Source organism: Glycomyces mayteni (assembly GCF_042428885.1).
In the GTDB taxonomy this organism is placed as follows: domain Bacteria; phylum Actinomycetota; class Actinomycetes; order Mycobacteriales; family Micromonosporaceae; genus Glycomyces; species Glycomyces mayteni.
Genome location: NZ_JBHMBP010000004.1, coordinates 1159385 through 1177221, shown reverse-complemented (window position 1 = coordinate 1177221; position 17837 = coordinate 1159385). Strand labels below are relative to the sequence as shown.

Here is a 17837-nt window from a genome sequence, read left to right as displayed (position 1 = left end):
GCCCGTGCGCCCCGGTGAGGACGTTAGAGTGCAATGCACTGACGATCCCGTACACAACGGCACAGGCCGAGCCCATGCGGCCCGTGCCCACCGAGAAAGCGAGCCAGCAGGTGAACGAGCCTGGCCCTGAGGCGCAGTACACCTTCCGCCGCCGCGGCGGCGACCGACTCACCCCCGATGTCCGGGTCTACGCCAACATCGTCAAGGGCGGCATGCTCGGGCTCACCAGCCGCGCCTGGTCCGGCATGGAGAACGTCCCGCTCACCGGGCCCGCGATCCTCGTCTGGAACCACTACTCCGACATCGACCCGCTCCTGGTCGTCCACTACGTGTACAACGCCGGACGCCACCCGCGGTTCCTCCTCAAGGAGTCGATCACCAACGTGCCCGTGATCGGCCCGATCCTCAAGCGCGCCGGGCAGATCCCGGTCAAGCGCGGCAGCGCCGAGGCCGCCGACTCCCTCCGGGTCCTCAAGGACCAACTCGCCAAGGGCAACGTCGTGATCATGGCCCCCGAAGGGACCGTGACGAAGGAGCCCGACCACTGGCCCATGCGCGGCAAGACCGGCGTCGCCCGCCTGGCGCTCGAATCCGGCGCGCCCGTGATCCCGGTCGTCCAGTGGGGCGCCCTCGGCATCCACGACCGCAACCGCGACCCGAAGTTCAAGTTCGGCCGCAAGGCCGTCACCGTCCGGGCCCTCCCGCCCGTCGACCTCTCCCCCTGGCTCGGCAAGGAGCCGACCCGCGAGGACCTCGCCGCGGTCACCGACCGCATCATGGAGGACCTCCGCGCCGGCCTCGCCGAGGTCCGCGGCCAGGAAGCACCCCCCTTGTTCGACCCCCGGCAGCACCGTCCCGAGGAAAGCGAGTCTTCTGAGTGAAAGCAGCCGTGATGGGAGCCGGTTCGTGGGGGACCGTCTTCGCCAAGATCCTCGCCGACGCCGGGACGCCGGTCACCGTCTGGGCGAGGCGGGAGTCCGTGGCGGCGGCGATCAACGCCGACCGCCGCAACCCCGACTACTTCCCGGACATCGAACTGCCCCGGCTCGTCTCGGCCACCAGCGACCCCGCCGAGGCCCTCGCGGGCGCCGACCTCGTGGTCCTGTCCGTGCCGAGCCAGACCCTCCGCGGCAACCTCGCCGCCTGGTCGGGCCTGCTGGAGCCGCATTCGACGCTCCTGAGCCTCATGAAGGGCATCGAACTCGGCACGACCGAGCGCATGACCGAGGTCATCGCGGAGGTCACGGGCGCCGCCGAGTCGCGCATCGCGGTCCTGTCGGGCCCGAACCTGGCCCGCGAGATCGCCGAGCAGCAGCCGACCGCCTCGGTCGTCGCCTGCATCGACCACGGCCGCGCCGTCGACATCCAGAAGGCCGTCACCACCGGCTACTTCCGGCCGTACACGAACACCGACGTCGTCGGCTGCGAACTCGGCGGCGCCGTCAAGAACGTCATCGCGCTCGCCTACGGCATGGCCGCCGGGATGGGCATGGGCGACAACACGAAGGCCACGATCATCACCCGCGGCCTCACCGAGACCACCCGCCTCGGCGTGCGCCTGGGCGCCGACCCGGCCACGTTCGCCGGGCTCGCGGGCCTCGGGGACCTCGTCGCCACCTGCTCCTCGCCGCTGTCGCGCAACCACACCTTCGGAGAGCAGCTCGGCCTCGGAGCAACCCTGGAGGAGGCCGCGCGCGTCACCAAGCAGACCGCCGAGGGCGTGAAGAGCTGCCGCTCGATCACCGACCTCGCCCGGAAGGTCGGCGTCGAGATGCCCATCTGCGACGCCGTCGAACGGGTCTGCCACGAAGGGCTCGACCCCAGAGCCGCGGTCGCCGAACTCATGGGGCGCGAGACCAAACCAGAAATCGACAGTTTGAGGTCCCACAATGACTAAACCGACCGTCGCCGTCTTCTTCGGCGGGCGCAGCGTCGAGCAGCCCGTCTCCGCGGCCTCCGGCTCCGGGGTCGCGAACGCCCTGCGCGAGCGGGGCTTCGACGTGACCGCCATCGGCATCACCCGCGCCGGCGAATGGGTGGAGCTGCCCTCGGGCGCGGCCTTCGCGATCGACTCGGCCGACGCGCTCCCCGAGGTCACCGCCGACGCCGGCAAGTCCGTCGCGATCGACCTCGGCCCGGGCTCGCGCCCGATCGCCGACGTCTACTTCCCGGTCCTCCACGGCCCCTACGGCGAGGACGGCACCATTCAGGGCCTGTTCGAGATGGCCGACGTCCCCTACGTGGGCTCCGGCGTCCTCTCCAGCTCCCTGTCGATGGACAAGGAGTTCTCCAAGCGCCTCCTGGCGGCCGAGGGCGTCCCGCAGGGCGCGTTCGCGGTCCTCAAGCCCGGCGAGGAGCTCGACGCCGACGCGGTCGTCGAGCAGCTCGGCCTCCCGATCTTCGTCAAGCCCGCCCGCGCCGGATCGAGCCTCGGCATCAGCCGCGCCAAGTCGGCCGACGAGCTGGCGGCCGCGGTGGCGAAGGCCCGCGAGGTCGACGAGAAGGTCGTCTTCGAGGCGGCGTTCATGGACGTCCGCGAGATCGAGATGGGCGTCCTGGAGACCCTCGACGGGGACCTGGAGATCACCTTCCCGCTCGAAGTCCTCGCCATGGGCGAGGACGGCTGGTTCGACTTCGACGCCAAGTACCTCGACAACCCCGAGCCGTTCAACCTGCACCCGGACTACCCCGAGGGCGTCGCCGAGCGCGCGCAGGACCTGGCCCGCAAGGTCTTCCGCCTCCTCGACTGCCGCGACCTCGCCCGCGTCGACTGCTTCCTGGCGCCCGACGGCACGGTCTACCTCAACGAGGTCAACACCATGCCGGGCCTCACGCCCATGAGCGGCGTCCCGCAGGCATTCGCGGCCGCGGGCGTCTCCTACGGCGACCTCGTGGAGCGCCTGGTCACTCTCGCGGCGGCCCGGGTGGGCGACCGGAAGGACGCCGCGTAACCTGGACCCGAGCTCTGCACCGCCCCGGCGGTGCGAAGCGACCGCATCACCGTGTGCGCGCCAGGCCCCGGCTGTGCTTCGAACGATTGTGCTTCGAAAGACAGCCCCGGGTGCACTCCTGAGCGCGCTACACTCACGCGTTTCTGCCGGTCAGGGACGCATTCCGCCTCGTAGTTCCCTTCGAGGCAACGCATGAATTACTGGAGAGATCATTGCAAGCTAAGGCGAAAGTCAAGCTTTCCCGATCCCTCGGCATCGCTCTGACGCCGAAGGCCGCCAAGTACATGGAGCGCCGTCCCTACCCTCCGGGGCAGCACGGCCGCGGCCGCAAGAAGGAATCGGACTACAAGAACCAGCTCGTCGAGAAGCAGCGTCTGCGCGCGCAGTACAACATCTCCGAGCGCCAGCTCCGGAACGCGTACGCCGAAGCCGTGCGCCGCTCCGGCAAGACCGGTGAGAACCTGGTGAGCCTGCTCGAATCCCGCCTGGACGCCTTCGTGCTCCGCGCCGGGTTCGCGCGCACGATCTACCAGGCGCGCCAGTTCGTCAACCACGGCCACTTCACCGTGAACGGCCGCAAGGTCGACATCGCCTCCTACCGCCTGAAGGCGGGCGACTTCATCCAGGTCCGCAAGAAGTCCCGCGAGACCACGCCGTTCCAGCTCGCCGCCGCCGGCGCGTGGGCGGGCGAGACGACTCCGGCCTACATCGAGTCGCACCTCGAAGGCCTGATCGCCCGCTTCCTGTCGGTGCCCGAGCGCAAGCAGATCCCCGTGATCTGCGACGAGCAGCTCGTCGTCGAGTACTACTCGAAGTAGCGGCTCAGCCTAGAGCTGCTGCCAGCGCTGCTCGAAGTGATCGCCTGAGCGTGCACTGAACGCCGCCGAGGCCGGCCACGTGTCGACCCGGCGGCGTTCAGGCGTCGCCCGAGTGCCGTCCGTCACGGTCAACCCCCTGGTAGGCGGCTCCCAGGCGCGAGTAGACTCGCTCAGTGGTGCAGTGCGTCCCTTGTCGGGTCGCCCCGCGGTCGCACGCCGATCGCAACCGGGGCCCTGCCTTTTCAGAGACCGCCGCACCGTTCTTTCGCCCGCCCGAAGCTCTCAGCCTCGGACAGGCGTGCCAGTAGCTCCGCACACCAGATCCACGTGCGGGGTTTTCAGACCGAGTTGTCACGGTAGCGGAGGACATGCCGAAAAAAGACGGTGCCATCGAGATTGAAGGCAAGGTCGTCGAGTCCCTCCCGAACGCCATGTTCCGGGTGGAACTCACCAACGGCCACAAAGTACTCGCTCACATCAGCGGCAAGATGCGCCAGAACTACATCCGGATCCTCCCCGAGGACCGGGTCGTGGTGGAGCTCTCGCCGTACGACCTGTCGCGCGGGCGGATTGTCTACCGTTACCGCTGACCTGACGACTACATGAAGTAGGACTCGTGAAAGTCAAGCCGAGCGTCAAAGTGATCTGCAAGAACTGCCGCGTGATCCGCAGGCACGGACGAGTGATGGTTATCTGCTCGACCGACCCGCGTCACAAGCAGCGTCAGGGCTAAGCAGCACACACGCCAGCAGAAAGGCCCCAGAAGGGGAAACCGCCGCCAGTGCGCAAGCACAACCCACGGCTCGGAGGCCGTGGCTCGCATCGCCCGTCAGGGCAGGGGACGAACGACACCCCGACGAGAAGGCAGTGGTCAGACCTCCGACAACACTAGGAGTACGCCTCAGTGGCACGCCTGGTTGGAGTGGACCTCCCGCGCGACAAGCGCCTGGAGATCGCACTCACCTACATTTACGGCATCGGCCGCACGCGCTCGCTTGAGACGATCGCCGCGACCGAACTCGACCGCGACAAGCGCGTCAAGGACCTCACCGACGAAGAGCTCGTGTTGCTCCGCAACTACATCGAAGAGCACTTCCAGGTCGAGGGCGACCTGCGCCGCGAGGTGCAGGCCGACATCCGCCGCAAGATCGAGATCAACTGCTACCAGGGTCTCCGTCACCGCTACGGCCTTCCGGTCCACGGTCAGCGGACCAAGACCAACGCCCGTACTCGCAAGGGTCCGAAGAAGACCGTCGCGGGCAAGAAGAAGGCACGTTAGGAGACCATCTGATGCCACCGAAGACTCGCGGCGGTTCCAAGAACCCGCGCGCCAAGAAGAAGAACGTGCCCCACGGGCACGCGCACATCAAGAGCACCTTCAACAACACCATCGTGTCGATCACCGACCCGACCGGTGCCGTGATCTCCTGGGCCTCGTCCGGCCAGGTGGGCTTCAAGGGCTCGCGCAAGTCGACCCCGTACGCCGCGCAGATGGCCGCCGAGGCCGCCGCCCGCCGTGCGATGGACAACGGCATGCGCAAGGTCGACGTCTACGTCAAGGGCCCGGGCTCGGGCCGCGAGACCGCGATCCGCTCCCTCCAGGCCGTCGGCCTTGAGGTCGGCTCGATCAACGACGTCACCCCCCAGCCGCACAACGGCTGCCGCCCGCCGAAGCGCCGCCGCGTCTAGGTTCCCCGGAACCCAGTAGCGACCCGCTTCGCGGAGTTCTTCAACAATCCAAGTGTCTAGGCGTCAAATAGCGGGCGCCCCGAACAAAGGAAACATCGCACAGTGCTTATCACTCAGCGGCCCACGCTCACCGAGCAGCAGATCAGCCCGACCCGCTCCAAGTTCACCATCGAACCCCTGGAGCCCGGCTTCGGCTACACGCTCGGCAACTCGCTGCGGCGCACGCTGCTGTCGTCCATCCCGGGCGCGGCGGTCACGTCGATCAAGATCGACGGCGTCCTGCACGAGTTCTCCACCATCCCCGGCGTGAAGGAAGACGTCGTGGAACTGGTGCTGAACGTCAAGCAGATCTGCGTCTCCTCGGAGAACGACGAGCCGGCCACCATGTACCTGCGCAAGGAAGGCCCCGGCGACGTCCTCGCCGGCGACATCCAGCCCCCCGCGGGCGTGCAGGTCCACAACCCCGAGCTCAAGCTGGCGACCCTCAACTCGAAGGGCCGCCTCGACATGGAGTTCGTGGTGGAGCGCGGCCGCGGCTACGTCTCGGCCCCGGCGAACAAGGCCGACACGAACGAGATCGGCCGCATCCCGGTCGACTCGATCTACTCGCCCGTGCTGAAGGTCGCCTACTCGGTCGACGCGACGCGCGTCGAGCAGCGCACCGACTTCGACAAGCTCACCGTCGACGTCGAGACCAAGGCCTCCACGACGCCGCGCACCGCGCTGGCGTCGGCCGGCTCCACCCTGGTGGAGCTGTTCGGCCTGTACCGCGAGCTCGACACCGAGGCCGAGGGCATCGACGTCGGGCCCAGCCCGGCCGACCAGCAGCTCGCCGCCGATCTGGCCCTGCCGATCGAGGACCTCGACATGACCGTCCGGTCCTACAACTGCCTCAAGCGCGAGGGCGTCAACACCGTCGGCGAACTCATCAACCGCACCGAGGCCGACCTGCTCGACATCCGCAACTTCGGGCAGAAGTCGATCGACGAGGTCAAGATGAAGCTCGCCGGCATGGGCCTGAGCCTCAAGGACTCCCCCGGGACCTTCGACCCCAGCGAGGCCGCTGTGGCCTACGGCGGGTCGCCGGTCGCCGAGTCCGACGAGTACGAGGACGACGGCGAAGACCTCCGCGAGACCGAGCAGCTCTAGAAGCTGCGTGAATACGGCGGTCGGTTCCGTAAGACGGCCGGCCGTGTCAAACCAAGAGGAGTAAGAAATGCCTAAGCCCACTAAGGGCCCGCGCCTGGGCGGTTCCCCGGCGCACGAGAAGCTCATGCTCTCGGGCCTCGCGGCCTCCCTGTTCGAGCACGGCAGCATCACCACGACGCTGACCAAGGCCCGCCGTCTGCGTCCCTACGCTGAAAAGCTGATCACGCACGGCAAGAAGGGCACGCTGCACCACCGCCGCCTGGCGCTGGCCAAGCTCCGCAACAAGGACGCCACGCACGACCTGTTCGAGCAGGTCGCCCCGCGCTTCGCCGCCCGCGAGGGCGGCTACACCCGGATCATCAAGGCCGGGAACCGTAAGGGCGACAACGCGCCGATGGCGATCATCGAGCTCGTCGACTAGTACGGCTGGGCCGGTCCACGGCTCGCAAGCAACGCCGAAGCTGAACCGCGCGCAGGGCACCCGCTCTGCGCGCGGTTCGGTTTTCAGGGGAAGCCGCGGCGGTTCCACGAGAAGTACGGGACGCACGGGAAGCACGAGCAGCACGAGCACGAGCAGCACGGCAATCACGGGAAGGGAAACCGGCATGGAGGACACGACGCGCCTGCGCCTCGGCGTCGCCTACGACGGGGCCGAGTTCTCCGGCTGGGCCCTCCAACCGGGCCTGCGGACCGTCGCCTCGGAGGTCATCCGCGGCCTCGAACTGCTGTTCCGCGACATCGCCGATTTCACCGTCGCCGGACGCACCGACGCGGGCGTCCACGCCACCGGCCAGGTCGTCCACGTCGACGTGCCGACCGCCAAATGGGAGGAGCTGCGCGAGCGGCTCCTGTGGCGCCTGCGCGGCATCCTCCCGCCCGACGTGCGCGTCGTCTCCGCCGAAGCCGTCGACCCGACCTTCAACGCCCGCTTCGCGGCCCGCTGGCGCCGCTACAGGTACCGCGTCGCCGACGCCGTCTACGGGGTGACCCCGCTGCGCCGCCTCGACACCCTCGCGTGGCCGCGCCCGCTCGACGTCGAGCGCATGCACGCCGCATCCCAAGCCCTGCTCGGCGAGCACGACTTCGTGGGCTTCTGCAAGCAGCGCGAAGGCGCCACGACCATCCGCGAACTCCTCCAGTACGACTGGGCCCGCGACGAGGACGGCACCGCCGTCGCCACCGTGCGCGCCGACGCCTTCTGCCACTCCATGGTCCGCAGCCTCGTCGGCGCCTCCCTCGCCGTCGGCGACGGCCGCCGCGACGAGACCTGGCTCGCCTCGATCCTCAGTATCGGCGAGCGCGCCAACGACGTCCACGTCGTCGGCCCCCACGGCCTCACCCTCGTCGAAGTGTCCTACTCGGACGACCCGCGGGACTGGGCCGCCCGCGTGGGCCTCACCAGGCGCGTGCGCACCGCCGGACCGGGGGCGCAGTGAACCCCGAGGAACTCAACGCCCTGCCGATCGAGGGCCGCGCCCGGTACGCCGTGCTCGGCGTCCTCCAGCGGGCCCAGAACGCCCGCCTTGACTGGGTCGACGCGGCCTCCGAACTCGAAGGCGCATCGGACGACCCGCGCTGGCCCGGCGCGCTCGCGCGCGTCTTCGGCGAGCTCGGCGACGACGCGGTGCTCCGCGCCTGGGAGTGGGGCTGGATGCCCCGCGAGGTGACGAGCGCGCTGAAGAAGTCGCTCAGCCCCGAGGCGGCGCGCGCCGGTGCCGTGATGATGCGCGGCCAGCTCGCCCGCTACACCGAGGCGCAGCTCAGCGACCGCTGGATCGCCCACCGCGACGAGCTCGACGCGGCCTCGCCGTACGGGAACGTCGCCGAAGCCGTCGCGGGCCTCGGCCGCTGGGACCGGATCGTGGCGTGGTCGGAGGTGCTCGAAGCCCTCGACTGCATCGGCGGCCTCCCGAAGATCCCGCGCGTCGAACCGCTCCCTGGCACGCCTCTGATCGCGCACAAGCTCGGCGTGGCCGAGTCCTCGAAGGAGTACGAGAAGATCCGGGCGCTCCTGGCGAAGGCCGAATCGACGGACTCCGACGCCGAAGCGGAGGCGTTCACCGCGAAGGCCCAGCAGCTCATCGCCCGCCACAGCATCAACGAAGCGCTCCTGGCCGAGTCGGGCCAGGAGAAGCGCGAGCCCGAGGCGCTGCGCGTGGTGGTCGAGCGGCCGTACGAGCAGCCGAAGGCCGAGCTGCTGGCCCAGATCGCCGACGCCAACCACTGCCGCTCCGTCTACTGGGCCGAGGGCGGCTTCATGACGATCATCGGCGACCGCGCGGACCTTCGCTCCGTCGAGTTGCTGTACCACTCGCTGCTGGTGCAGGCGACCGCGGCGATGTCCCGGGTCGGCTCGGTGTCGGCCCGGCGCGGCAAGTCGCAGACGCGCTCGTTCCGGCAGTCCTTCCTCGCGTCCTTCGCGATGCGCATCGGCGAGCGCCTCCGCGAATCCGCCGACGACACGGCCCGCGAGGTCGCCGAGGAGACCGGCACCGACCTCGTCCCGGTAATGCGCCAGCGCGACGACCGCGTCGACGCCCGCACCGACGAGCTGTTCCCTCGCTTGAAGTCCGGCCGCTCCACCCGCATCACCAACTACGAGGGCCACATCGCGGGCCTCGCCGCGGCCGACGCCGCCCGCCTCCACCCGCAGGAGCCGATCGCCCGCCGCTGACCGCACGGCCTCGGACGCTTTCCCCTGCGCGGGAAGTTACCTGGAGCGAACGACCCGGTCACGGGGGCGCATCACGGTGCCCCGAACGTGGTGGCATGAGCGAGTTGCAGGCACCTGACACCATTTTCGAGCGCATCGGCGGCGACGCCGCCGTGGAGGCGGTCGTGGAGATCTTCTACGGGAAGGTCCTCGGCGACTCGGAGCTGAAGGACTACTTCGCGGACACCGACATCGACCGTTTGAAACAGCACCAGGCCCGCTTCGTGGCCATGGCCCTCGGGGCGGCCCGGCCCTACAGCGGCCGCTCGATGGGCAAGGCCCACGCGGGCCTGTCGATCACCTCAGACCACTTCGACCTGGTCGTAGGACATCTCGCGGCCTCCCTGACGGAAGCCGGGGTCGATCAGGAGACGATCGCCGCCATCGCCGGAAAGCTCCTCCCGCTCAAGGACGACATCGTCACCGCCTAACCGGCCGGCGGTGCTGAGCAGGGCGGAGAAGTCAGCGGTCCGGAGCGCGAACACGGGGGATTCATGGCCCAACTTCGAGTCCCGGACCTGAAAATCCGAACCAGCACTCCGGGCCTCCAAGCAGTTGCTCTCATTTTGGCCCGCGCTACGGCTGCTCTTACGCCAGGACCGGCGGCACTCCACGCAGCTGCTCTCATTGCCGTCTCCGCTGCGGCTGCTCTTACGCCAGGAGCTGTATTCCACCACTGAAGATCTCCCTGATTGGCTTCGCCGGTTCCCAGATCGCTCTGCGGAGCTCATCGTACCAACCAAGGGTCTGTTCATCTTCCAGGTAGCGGCTCTGATCCAGTGATTCGGTGTAGACGAAACCTGGTCCGGCACTGATGTGACCAGCAGGTATGTACCTCTCGAATCCGCCTCGCGACCCGCGATGCAGGCCATCGATCACCCGAATCTCCCAGTTCTCCCGCTCCGAGGCTTCCAACAGCGCTTCGATCTGCCGATCCCAGTGCGTCATGAATCGGAGGTGACGCAGGGCGTTGTAACCGATCAACAATTCGACACGGGGACCACCGACGCGGTCCTTCAACACCTTCCCGCGGGCGATCCTTCGCTTCCTGGACTCTGTGCGACCGTCTTTGCTGTTTGGAAGTACCTCGTCCTGGTAGCCCGAGAGCTGGAGTGGCCCAGGGACGTACTCCGGCTCGAACTTGAAGATGTATCCGTAGGTCCGCTCGGCCTGCTCGACCATCCGAACATTCCTGGTGTGCAGGTTCGCGACCAGTCCCGGAACCTTGTAGTTGTCGATCACGAAGCACAGGAAGTCGATGCGGCTCTGCTCGACCCCGGCCATCTGCCCGATGTCCTTTGCGACAGACCTCAGCGGAACCGTCTTACCGCTCTCCCAGTTCCTGATCGTTCCGGGAGAGACTCCAAGCAGGTTGGCCAGTCCGGCTTCCGTCAGTCCAAGGATCGTGCGAAGTGCAATGAGTTCGGCGGTGATGTACCACTTCGCAAGCCGTGAGTCCGCCATGGAGCCTCCATACGATTTGGTGGGAAACCTCATGGTAGAGCCCGGTAGTCGAGATCGGTACCCACAAGGTCACTGCCAGTTGTCGTGTGCGGCAACAAAGATTTGTGTCCAAAATTTGCGACGAATCGTTGCGGGGCCCGGCCCGCTTTGGTTGAGGTTCAAGCGGCGGCGACAAGAGGGTGTGGGGTGGGGCGGGGTCGGGTTCTGTGGCTTTCCGGGAGGTGGAGGGCGCGGGTCTTTGGGCGGCGACCGAGGGGTGGAGGGGGTGTTCAGGTGGGCGGGTCGCCTGGGGCTCCGGCCGGTTCGGGTGCCTTGGTTGCCGAGGGTGTGAACCGTGTTCGGCATTTGGCTCGGGCGGCGCGGATGGCGGCGAGGGCTCGTTGCCTCTCGGCTGCTTCGGCTCGTGAGTCGAGGTCGGGTTTGAGGGTGTCGGACCATTCGGTGCGGTAGAGCCCGGTGGGGAAGACGTTGTTGGCTTCATCGGTGGCGTGCTCGGCGTCCATGTCCTGGTCGGTTCGCCAGTCCTCGCACCCGCATCCCCTCGCCTGCTCGGCCCCGGCACCGGTGTCGGTGGTGGTGTGGTTGTGGTGGGTGATGGTGGCTTGGCCGGGTCCGGTCTTCTCGACGCTCCAGCCTGCGGTGTGGATGCGGCCGTGGTGGAAGCGGCACAGCAGGATCAGGTTGCCTGCGTTGGTCTCCCCGCCGTTCGCCCAGTGGGTGATGTGGTGGGCTTCGGTCCAGGCGACCGGCCGGGAGCAGCCCGACCAGGCGCAGCCTTCCCGCTGCTCAAGCTCCAGCTTGCGGCGCAGGGCCGCGTTGGGGAGGCGCTTCTCCCTGCCCAGTTCGATGGCTTCCCCGGTCGCGTAGTCGAACACTGAGGGGATGATCCCGGCTTCGCAGGCGAGGTGGCGGGCTTTGGCGACGGAGACGGGCTGGCCTTCCAGGAGGGGTGTCCTACCGGTGTCTTCGCCTTTGAGCGTCTGGATGTCGACGGTCAGGTCGAGGGTGGCGGTGTGGCCGTGGCGTTTCACTGCCTTGGGTGAGGTGCCGTATCCGGCGAGGAGTTGGTGGAGGGCTTCGGCGTGCCGGTTGGGCTGGGCCGGGAGCACACCCTCAGCGTCTTGTTCGTCCTGGCGGGGTGGCGGGCAGGCGGTCTTCAAGTACTTGTCGAGTAGGCGACCGGTGTCGGAGGAGAGTTCGCCTGAGAGGGCCCACATGCCGTTGTCCTGTTCGGCGACTTCGATCCATTGGAGGGACTGCTCGCCGAGGCTGTCGAGGAGTTCGGTCTCCTCGGCCAGGTGGGCGGCGAGTTCATCGAGGTGGCGTTGGAGGTCTTTGAAGGGGGCGTGCTGGGCGTATTGGGCGATCAGGTGTTCCGGTGTCGGGCACAGGGTGTCCGCATCGAAGGGGGAGGGGACCGGCTGTCGGAAGGGGGTGAGGGTGAACAGGCGCATCGCGGGGGTCCGGTCGAGTTGGCGGACGGCGTAGGCGACCTGGTCGATCCTCGCCTGTCCTGAGACTGCCGCCTCCACCAGGGCCCGGAACTTGGAGGAGAGGCGGGCGATGGCCGCGATGTCCGAGGCAGTGCGGTGGGTGAAGTCGAACTGGGAGAGCAGCAGGTCCCGCAAGGCCGAGTAGCCGAAGGCGGTGCGATGAAGGTTCTGCTCTTTCATCGCGATGACCGAGGCGAGCACCTGGGCGTAGTGGTTGTTCACGGCCTGGGCCGCTGCGTTGAGGGTGGTGCGGATGGCGGCCGCCTGGTCGCTCGCACTGGTGCGGGCCTGGATCGTGTTGCCTGTCGTGGCTGCCATCGGGATCACCCCCTGTCGCTGTTCTCGTATGTGTTGCCTGTTTCCGTGTGCCTGTTCGATGTTCGTGCTTCAATTGTGACTCTGTGTGCTAAAGTGCGTCAACACCCAGAAGGGTGATCTTTGGTGAGGAAGTTTCATCTCGCCCCACCCGCACCAAGCCAGGCTCCCACCGCGGACCCCATGGCCGCCAACCCAACCCCAGGAAGAGGACGGCCTCTTCGTCGCTGCCCGCTCTAACCCCGACCCAACCAAGCCCGTAAGCCAAAAACGTCACCAACCGTCAGGCCGCAATTCACCCACCCGTCAGTCCGAACCCCCAGGCTGAGGCGATGAGACGCTTTCTCACCGCTGGCGCGGTGGCGGTTGTGGCCGCCTCTGCGCTGTTCATTGCCCTGCCCTCGCCCGCCGACGCGCATCCGAAGCGCGACTTCGACCTTCAGGCCCACCGCGGTGGGATCGGGCTCGTTGTGGAGAACACGTTGCCCGCGTTTGCGAATGCGCTGGAACTGGGGGTCAGCACCCTGGAGCTCGACGTGCAGATCACCGAGGACGGCCATGCGGTCGTCACGCACGACCGCCGCGTGAGCGGTGCGAAGTGCCTGGACACGGCCCCGGCTTTCGCGGGCGATCCCGAGTACCCCTATGTCGGGAAGTACATCGTCAACCTGACCCTCGAACAGGTCCGCACCCTCGACTGCGGCAGCCTCCGGCAGGCGAGCTTCCCGAACCAGGAACTCCACCCGGGCGAGCCGATGCCGCTGCTGTCGGAGGTCTTCGGCCTGGTGCGCGAGTACCGGGCGAACGGGGTGAAGCTGAACGTCGAGACGAAGGTCGAGGCCGGTGCGCCGCAGGAGACCGCGCCGCAGGAGGCGTTCGTGGACGCGGTAGTGGCCGACATTCGGGAGGCGCGGATCGGGCGTCAGGTGACGATCCAGAGCTTCGACTGGGGTGCGCTCATGCTCATGGGCGAGACCGCGCCGGAGCTGCCGCTCGTGGCGCTGACGAACATCGACTTCCTTCAGACCGGGAAGCCCGGGGCGTCGCCGTGGCTGGGCGGCATCGACATCGACGACTTCGGGGGCGACCCGATCGCGGCGGTGGACTCGTTCGGCGCGGACGCGTTCTCGCCGGTGCACGGGTCGCCGCAGAGCGGGAAGGTCGGCGACGCGGATTACGTGCCGTACGTGACCGAGGCGATGGTGGACCACGCGCACGAGTACGGGATCAAGGTGGTCCCGTGGACCGTGGACGACGAGGCGACCATGCGCAAGCTCATCGACGACGGCGTGGACGGCATCATCACCGACTACCCGGACGTGCTGCGCGAGGTGATGAAGGACTACGGTCTCAAACTCCCGAAGCGGTACCGCTCCTGCTGACGGCGCGGCCCTCCGGGCGCACCGGAGGGCCGCGCCGTGGAAAATTGAGCGCTGCCGGCCCGGGGCGCTAGCCGGGCGGCCGAACATGCAGCGTTCGGTGCGTTCTCGCAGGCCCCAGCGTTTTTGAACACGTTCGGAACACACCTTCCGAGCCTTGTGAAAGCTTTCACATGAGCGTGGATTCGGACGTTCGGGCACCTATGTTCAAGGCATGGACGCAACCCAGCTCCTCGCCCAGGCCGCCGAAGCGGCGGCCGATCCCGCGGGCCTCATGCCCGCCCGGCAGCAGATGGCGCTGTCGCTCGGATGGCACATCATCCTCGCGTGCTTCGGCGTCGCCTTCCCCGCGATCATCTTCGTGATGCACCTGCGCGGCATCCGCAAGAAGGACCCGGTCGCGCTCGGCCTCGCGAAGCGCTGGGGCAAGGCCTCGGCCGTGCTCTTCGCGATCGGCGCGGTCTCCGGGACCGTCCTCAGCTTCGAGATGGGCATGCTCTGGCCCGGCCTCATGGGCACCTACGGGGACGTGCTCGGCCTCCCGTTCGCGTTCGAGGGCCTCGCGTTCTTCCTCGAAGCGATCTTCCTCGGCATCTACCTCTACGGCTGGGGCCGCATGCCGCAGAAGCTCCACCTGCTCATGGTGGTGCCCATGGCGATCACCGGCGTCATCGGCACCTACTGCGTGCTCGCCGTGAACGCCTGGATGAACGTGCCGGTCGGCTTCGACGTCATCGACGGGGAGGTCACCAACATCGAACCGTGGGCGGTGCTGTTCAACCAGCACGCGTTCATGCAGTTTGCGCACATGTGGGTCGCCGCGTACATGGTCGCCGGGTTCTCCATCGCCGCCGTCTACGCCGCGGGGATGCTCAAGGGCCGCCGCGACCGCCACCACCGGCTCGGGTTCATGGTGCCGTTCGCGTTCGCGACGATCGCCGCGCTCGCGCAGCCGTTCGTGGGCCACTTCCTCGGCGAGGGCCTGGACGAGCGCCAGCCCTCGAAGCTCGCCGCGTTCGAGCTCGCCCTGGAGACCGACGACGGCGCCTCGCCGCTGCGCCTCGGCGGCGTCATCATCGACGGGGAGGTCAAGGGCGCCATCGAGATCCCCTACCTCGGGTCGATCATCTCGATGGGCTCGCTCGACCCCGTCCCGGGCCTCGACCAGGTCGCCGACGAGGACGAGCCGCCCGTCAACATCACGCACCTCGCGTTCCAGGCCATGATCGGCCTCGGCCTGCTGCTCATGGCCGCGGTCGCCCTCTACTGGTTCCTCAGATGGCGCAAGCGGGACCTGCTCGACAACAAGTGGTTCCTGCGGTTCATGGCGATGACCGGGGTCCTCGCGGTGCTCGCTATGGAGGCCGGGTGGATCGCCACCGAGGTCGGGCGGCAGCCGTGGATCGTCTACGGCGTCATGCGGACCACCGAGGCGGCCGGGGACCACGCGGGGGAGCTGTGGGGGATCTACGGCGGCTCGGTCGTCCTGTACGGCGGCATGACGATCGGCGCGATCGTCGTCCTCCGGTCGATGGCCCGGCGCTGGCGCAAGGGCGCGGGAGACCTGCCGAGCCCGTACGGGCCGCAGTCGCCGCTGGCGAAGGCGGACGGGCCCGAGGAGGTCCGCGACTGCGCCGACGAGAAGGAGGACGCGCGATGATGACCCTTGAGTTCGCCGTCGCCGCAGCGCTGTTCGCCGGGGTGCTTTTCTACGCCGTGCTCGGCGGGGCCGACTTCGGGTCGGGCTTCCACGACCTGGTCTCGGGCGGGAGCCGCCGGGGCGCGGAGGTGCGCACGCTCATCGACCAGAGCATCGGGCCGGTGTGGGAGGCCAACCACGTGTGGCTCATCTACGTGCTGGTGATGTGGTGGACCGGGTTCCCCGAGTCGTTCGCCGCGGCGATGACGACCCTGTACGTGCCGCTGCTGCTGGCGCTGGTCGGGATCGTGCTGCGGGGCGCGAGCTTCGCGTTCCGCAAGTACAGCGAGACGCTCGCGCAGGCGCGGCTGTTCGGGGTCGTGTTCGCGACCTCGTCGGTGCTGGCGCCGTTCTTCCTGGGCACGGTCGCCGGGTCGCTCGCGTCGGGGCGGGTCCCCGAGGGCGGGTACGGGGACGCGTGGTCGTCGTGGATCGCGCCGACGCCGCTGCTGACGGGCGCGATCTCGGTGGGCACGTGCGCGTTCCTGGCCGGGGCGTTCCTGACCGCGGACGCGGCCCGGCGGGGCCGGACGGCGCTCGCCGAGCGGATGCGGCGGCGGTCCATCGTGGTCGGCGCGGCCACGGGCCTGGTCGTCTTCGCCGGGCTCATCCCGATCGAGCACGACGCGCCGACGCTGTGGGAGGGCCTGGTCGGCCGCGCCGCGCCCGTCATCGCCCTCTCGGCGGTCGGGGGCGCGGCGACGCTGGTCCTGCTGTGGCGCAGGCGCTTCGGCCCGGCGCGGCTGACCGCGGTGGTCGCGGTGGCGGCCGTGATGGCGGGCTGGGGGATCGGGCAGTACCCGTGGGTCCTGGTCGATCAGGTGAGCATCGCGGAGGCCGCGGGCGCGCGGGCGACCTTGCAGGGGCTGCTGGTGGCCGTGGGCGTGGCGACTGTGGTCGTCGGGCCGGCCCTGGGCTACCTGCTGTACCTGACGCAGACGCCGCAGTGGAGCGACCAGGAGCCCGAAGGGGCCGAGCGCGTGCACTGGAGCGCCAGGCTCAGTGATTGACCACATAGGACATACTTGGTTCCGCGGTGGATGAACGGAGGGCCGGGCGCGCGGTGCGCCCGGCCCTCCGCGCGAGCCCTGGGGGACCGCGCGGGAGTTGCTTAGATGCTCAGCGACCAGGAGTTGAACGTGCCGGTCGAGCCGCCGTTGTAGGTGTCGGTCACCAGGAGCGTCCAGGTGCCGGACCGCGCCTCGCTCGACAGGTTGAGGCTGTAGCTGCGGCTGCCGAAGTTGCCGGTGGCCGAGCTCGACGCCTGGACGGTGCGGACCGTCCCGTCGGGTGCGCGGAGCTGCACCTGGATGTCGCCGTAGTACGGGTGCGTGATGCTCACCGTCACAGAGCTGGTGGACGAGGCGGAACCGTTGCAGCTCAAGGTGATCGCGCGGGTGATCGTGCCGCCCTCGGTGATCGTCCCGGCGGTGGTGTTCGAGCCGGAGCAGCCGGTCGGGTCGCCGCCGGAGGAGCCGCAGTAGTTCGTCAGGTGCGACTGGATCGCGGTCTTCTCCGAGGAGTCGACCGTCAGGTCGTACAGGTACTTCACGTGCGTCCACGCCTTGACGTAGTCGCAGCGCACGGCACTGTTGGAGGGCATCCACTCGGCGGGGTCGTAGTCGCTCTTCGAGGAGTTCGCGGAGGTCGTGGCGATCCACAGCTGCGGGGAGTTGATGTCGTTGGCGAACGCCTGGCGCTCGGCGGTGGTCCAGGCCCACGCGCCCGACGCCCACGCCTCGGAGAGCGCGACGACGTGGTCGATGGTGGCGTTGGAGACCGTGGTGGTCCAGGTGTTGTCGAAGTCGGACTGCCAGTTGCCGGAGGTCGGCTGGCAGCCGTCGGAGGTGACGACGTTCTGGCCGTCGCGCTTGAGGATGTACTGGCGGGCGGTGCAGCCGCCCGAGCCGGTCACGGACTTCCAGTGCGGGAACAGGTCCCGGTCGTAGGTGGAGCCGTGGGACTCGGCCGCGACGGTGAGCGCGTTCAGCTCGGACTGCGCGGTCGCGGTGGAGGGGATGCCCGGCGGGCGGACGGCCTCGGCCGGGGCGGCGTCGACCGCGAGGAGGCCGAGCAGCGCCAGCGCGGCGGCGGCGAGCGCGGCCGTGGCGCGGCGGGTGAGGTGGGACCAGGAAGACATGCGGGACTCCTGAGGCGATGGGGGAAG

At 68.6% G+C, this 17837-nt stretch carries 18 protein-coding genes and 2 pseudogenes; 16 read left to right on the top strand and 4 right to left on the bottom strand.

The window, feature by feature from the left end; translation table 11 throughout:
- Window positions 1–83 precede the first annotated feature (83 nt).
- From ACFFXY_RS20750 to ACFFXY_RS20690, 13 genes and pseudogenes are all read left to right on the top strand, one after another.
- A complete protein-coding gene (locus ACFFXY_RS20750) occupies window positions 84–881 on the top strand; it encodes a lysophospholipid acyltransferase family protein (RefSeq protein ID WP_382354967.1) in 798 nt (265 codons plus the stop codon).
- 11 nt (window positions 882–892) lie between these two features.
- Window positions 893–1897 (top strand): NAD(P)H-dependent glycerol-3-phosphate dehydrogenase, encoded by a 1005-nt coding sequence (locus ACFFXY_RS20745; RefSeq protein ID WP_382354964.1) that lies wholly within the window; start codon window positions 893–895, stop codon window positions 1895–1897.
- Complete coding sequence (locus ACFFXY_RS20740; protein ID WP_382354961.1) at window positions 1890–2951, top strand: D-alanine--D-alanine ligase family protein; 1062 nt, start codon at window positions 1890–1892, stop codon at window positions 2949–2951. Before ACFFXY_RS20745 ends, ACFFXY_RS20740 begins: the two co-directional genes overlap by 8 nt.
- A gap of 212 nt (window positions 2952–3163) precedes the next feature.
- Window positions 3164–3769: a 30S ribosomal protein S4 gene (rpsD, locus tag ACFFXY_RS20735; RefSeq protein ID WP_382354958.1), complete on the top strand. Its 606-nt coding sequence runs from the start codon at window positions 3164–3166 to the stop codon at window positions 3767–3769.
- Between the two features lie 368 nt (window positions 3770–4137).
- On the top strand, window positions 4138–4359 hold the full coding sequence (gene infA / locus ACFFXY_RS20730; protein WP_026929479.1) for a translation initiation factor IF-1: 222 nt from the start codon (window positions 4138–4140) through the stop codon (window positions 4357–4359).
- Between the two features lie 26 nt (window positions 4360–4385).
- Window positions 4386–4502: a 50S ribosomal protein L36 gene (rpmJ, locus tag ACFFXY_RS20725; protein ID WP_359948168.1), complete on the top strand. Its 117-nt coding sequence runs from the start codon at window positions 4386–4388 to the stop codon at window positions 4500–4502.
- 171 nt (window positions 4503–4673) lie between these two features.
- The gene (gene rpsM, locus ACFFXY_RS20720) at window positions 4674–5048 is read left to right on the top strand and encodes a 30S ribosomal protein S13 (protein WP_359948165.1); all 375 of its coding nucleotides are present in this window, start codon (window positions 4674–4676) and stop codon (window positions 5046–5048) included.
- Between the two features lie 11 nt (window positions 5049–5059).
- A complete protein-coding gene (gene rpsK, locus ACFFXY_RS20715) occupies window positions 5060–5458 on the top strand; it encodes a 30S ribosomal protein S11 (RefSeq protein WP_091053358.1) in 399 nt (132 codons plus the stop codon).
- A gap of 102 nt (window positions 5459–5560) precedes the next feature.
- Entirely contained in the window at window positions 5561–6607 is a 1047-nt protein-coding gene (locus ACFFXY_RS20710) for a DNA-directed RNA polymerase subunit alpha (RefSeq protein ID WP_106364992.1), read from the top strand.
- A 67-nt stretch (window positions 6608–6674) separates the two neighbouring features.
- Window positions 6675–7022: pseudogene (gene rplQ, locus ACFFXY_RS20705) on the top strand (50S ribosomal protein L17); the annotation flags it as partial.
- A 190-nt stretch (window positions 7023–7212) separates the two neighbouring features.
- Window positions 7213–8043, top strand: a complete 831-nt coding sequence (truA, locus tag ACFFXY_RS20700; protein ID WP_382354952.1) for a tRNA pseudouridine(38-40) synthase TruA — start codon at window positions 7213–7215, stop codon at window positions 8041–8043.
- Complete coding sequence (locus ACFFXY_RS20695; RefSeq protein WP_382354949.1) at window positions 8040–9281, top strand: DUF2786 domain-containing protein; 1242 nt, start codon at window positions 8040–8042, stop codon at window positions 9279–9281. Before truA ends, ACFFXY_RS20695 begins: the two co-directional genes overlap by 4 nt.
- Before the next feature lie 95 nt (window positions 9282–9376).
- Window positions 9377–9751, top strand: a complete 375-nt coding sequence (locus tag ACFFXY_RS20690; protein ID WP_382354946.1) for a group I truncated hemoglobin — start codon at window positions 9377–9379, stop codon at window positions 9749–9751.
- Window positions 9752–9772: 21 nt separating this feature from the next.
- On the opposite strand, the pseudogene ACFFXY_RS20685 reads toward ACFFXY_RS20690, so the two are convergent.
- The 3 genes and pseudogenes from ACFFXY_RS20685 to ACFFXY_RS20675 form a co-directional block, all read right to left on the bottom strand.
- Window positions 9773–10051 (bottom strand): annotated as a pseudogene (locus ACFFXY_RS20685) (DUF397 domain-containing protein); the annotation flags it as partial.
- Entirely contained in the window at window positions 9972–10784 is an 813-nt protein-coding gene (locus ACFFXY_RS20680; RefSeq protein WP_382354943.1) for a Scr1 family TA system antitoxin-like transcriptional regulator, read from the bottom strand. The pseudogene ACFFXY_RS20685 and the gene ACFFXY_RS20680, both read right to left, overlap by 80 nt.
- 269 nt (window positions 10785–11053) lie before the next feature.
- Window positions 11054–12595 (bottom strand): HNH endonuclease signature motif containing protein, encoded by a 1542-nt coding sequence (locus ACFFXY_RS20675; RefSeq protein WP_382354941.1) that lies wholly within the window; start codon window positions 12593–12595, stop codon window positions 11054–11056.
- A 329-nt stretch (window positions 12596–12924) separates the two neighbouring features.
- Here ACFFXY_RS20675 and ACFFXY_RS20670 point away from each other — a divergent pair, with 329 nt between their 5' ends.
- From ACFFXY_RS20670 to ACFFXY_RS20660, 3 genes are all read left to right on the top strand, one after another.
- Complete coding sequence (locus ACFFXY_RS20670; protein ID WP_382354938.1) at window positions 12925–13974, top strand: glycerophosphodiester phosphodiesterase family protein; 1050 nt, start codon at window positions 12925–12927, stop codon at window positions 13972–13974.
- Window positions 13975–14185: 211 nt separating this feature from the next.
- Window positions 14186–15631 (top strand): cytochrome ubiquinol oxidase subunit I, encoded by a 1446-nt coding sequence (locus ACFFXY_RS20665; RefSeq protein WP_382354935.1) that lies wholly within the window; start codon window positions 14186–14188, stop codon window positions 15629–15631.
- Entirely contained in the window at window positions 15631–16680 is a 1050-nt protein-coding gene (locus ACFFXY_RS20660; RefSeq protein ID WP_382355561.1) for a cytochrome d ubiquinol oxidase subunit II, read from the top strand. Before ACFFXY_RS20665 ends, ACFFXY_RS20660 begins: the two co-directional genes overlap by 1 nt.
- A gap of 101 nt (window positions 16681–16781) precedes the next feature.
- On the opposite strand, the gene ACFFXY_RS20655 is transcribed toward ACFFXY_RS20660, so the two are convergent.
- Window positions 16782–17810 carry a proprotein convertase P-domain-containing protein gene (locus ACFFXY_RS20655; RefSeq protein WP_382354932.1) on the bottom strand — a complete coding sequence of 343 codons (1029 nt, stop codon included), beginning with the start codon at window positions 17808–17810 and terminating at the stop codon, window positions 16782–16784.
- Between the last annotated feature and the right edge of the window lie 27 nt (window positions 17811–17837).

Coding starts and splice junctions, on each gene's coding strand:
- ACFFXY_RS20675 (WP_382354941.1), bottom strand. CDS start 12,595: ATGGCAGCCACGACAGGCAACACGATCCAGGCCCGCACCAGTGCGAGC.
- rpsK (WP_091053358.1), top strand. CDS start 5,060: ATGCCACCGAAGACTCGCGGCGGTTCCAAGAACCCGCGCGCCAAGAAG.
- ACFFXY_RS20745 (WP_382354964.1), top strand. CDS start 893: ATGGGAGCCGGTTCGTGGGGGACCGTCTTCGCCAAGATCCTCGCCGAC.
- ACFFXY_RS20660 (WP_382355561.1), top strand. CDS start 15,631: ATGACCCTTGAGTTCGCCGTCGCCGCAGCGCTGTTCGCCGGGGTGCTT.
- ACFFXY_RS20670 (WP_382354938.1), top strand. CDS start 12,925: ATGAGACGCTTTCTCACCGCTGGCGCGGTGGCGGTTGTGGCCGCCTCT.
- ACFFXY_RS20680 (WP_382354943.1), bottom strand. CDS start 10,784: ATGGCGGACTCACGGCTTGCGAAGTGGTACATCACCGCCGAACTCATT.
- truA (WP_382354952.1), top strand. CDS start 7,213: ATGGAGGACACGACGCGCCTGCGCCTCGGCGTCGCCTACGACGGGGCC.
- ACFFXY_RS20690 (WP_382354946.1), top strand. CDS start 9,377: ATGAGCGAGTTGCAGGCACCTGACACCATTTTCGAGCGCATCGGCGGC.
- ACFFXY_RS20740 (WP_382354961.1), top strand. CDS start 1,890: ATGACTAAACCGACCGTCGCCGTCTTCTTCGGCGGGCGCAGCGTCGAG.
- infA (WP_026929479.1), top strand. CDS start 4,138: ATGCCGAAAAAAGACGGTGCCATCGAGATTGAAGGCAAGGTCGTCGAG.
- ACFFXY_RS20665 (WP_382354935.1), top strand. CDS start 14,186: ATGGACGCAACCCAGCTCCTCGCCCAGGCCGCCGAAGCGGCGGCCGAT.
- ACFFXY_RS20655 (WP_382354932.1), bottom strand. CDS start 17,810: ATGTCTTCCTGGTCCCACCTCACCCGCCGCGCCACGGCCGCGCTCGCC.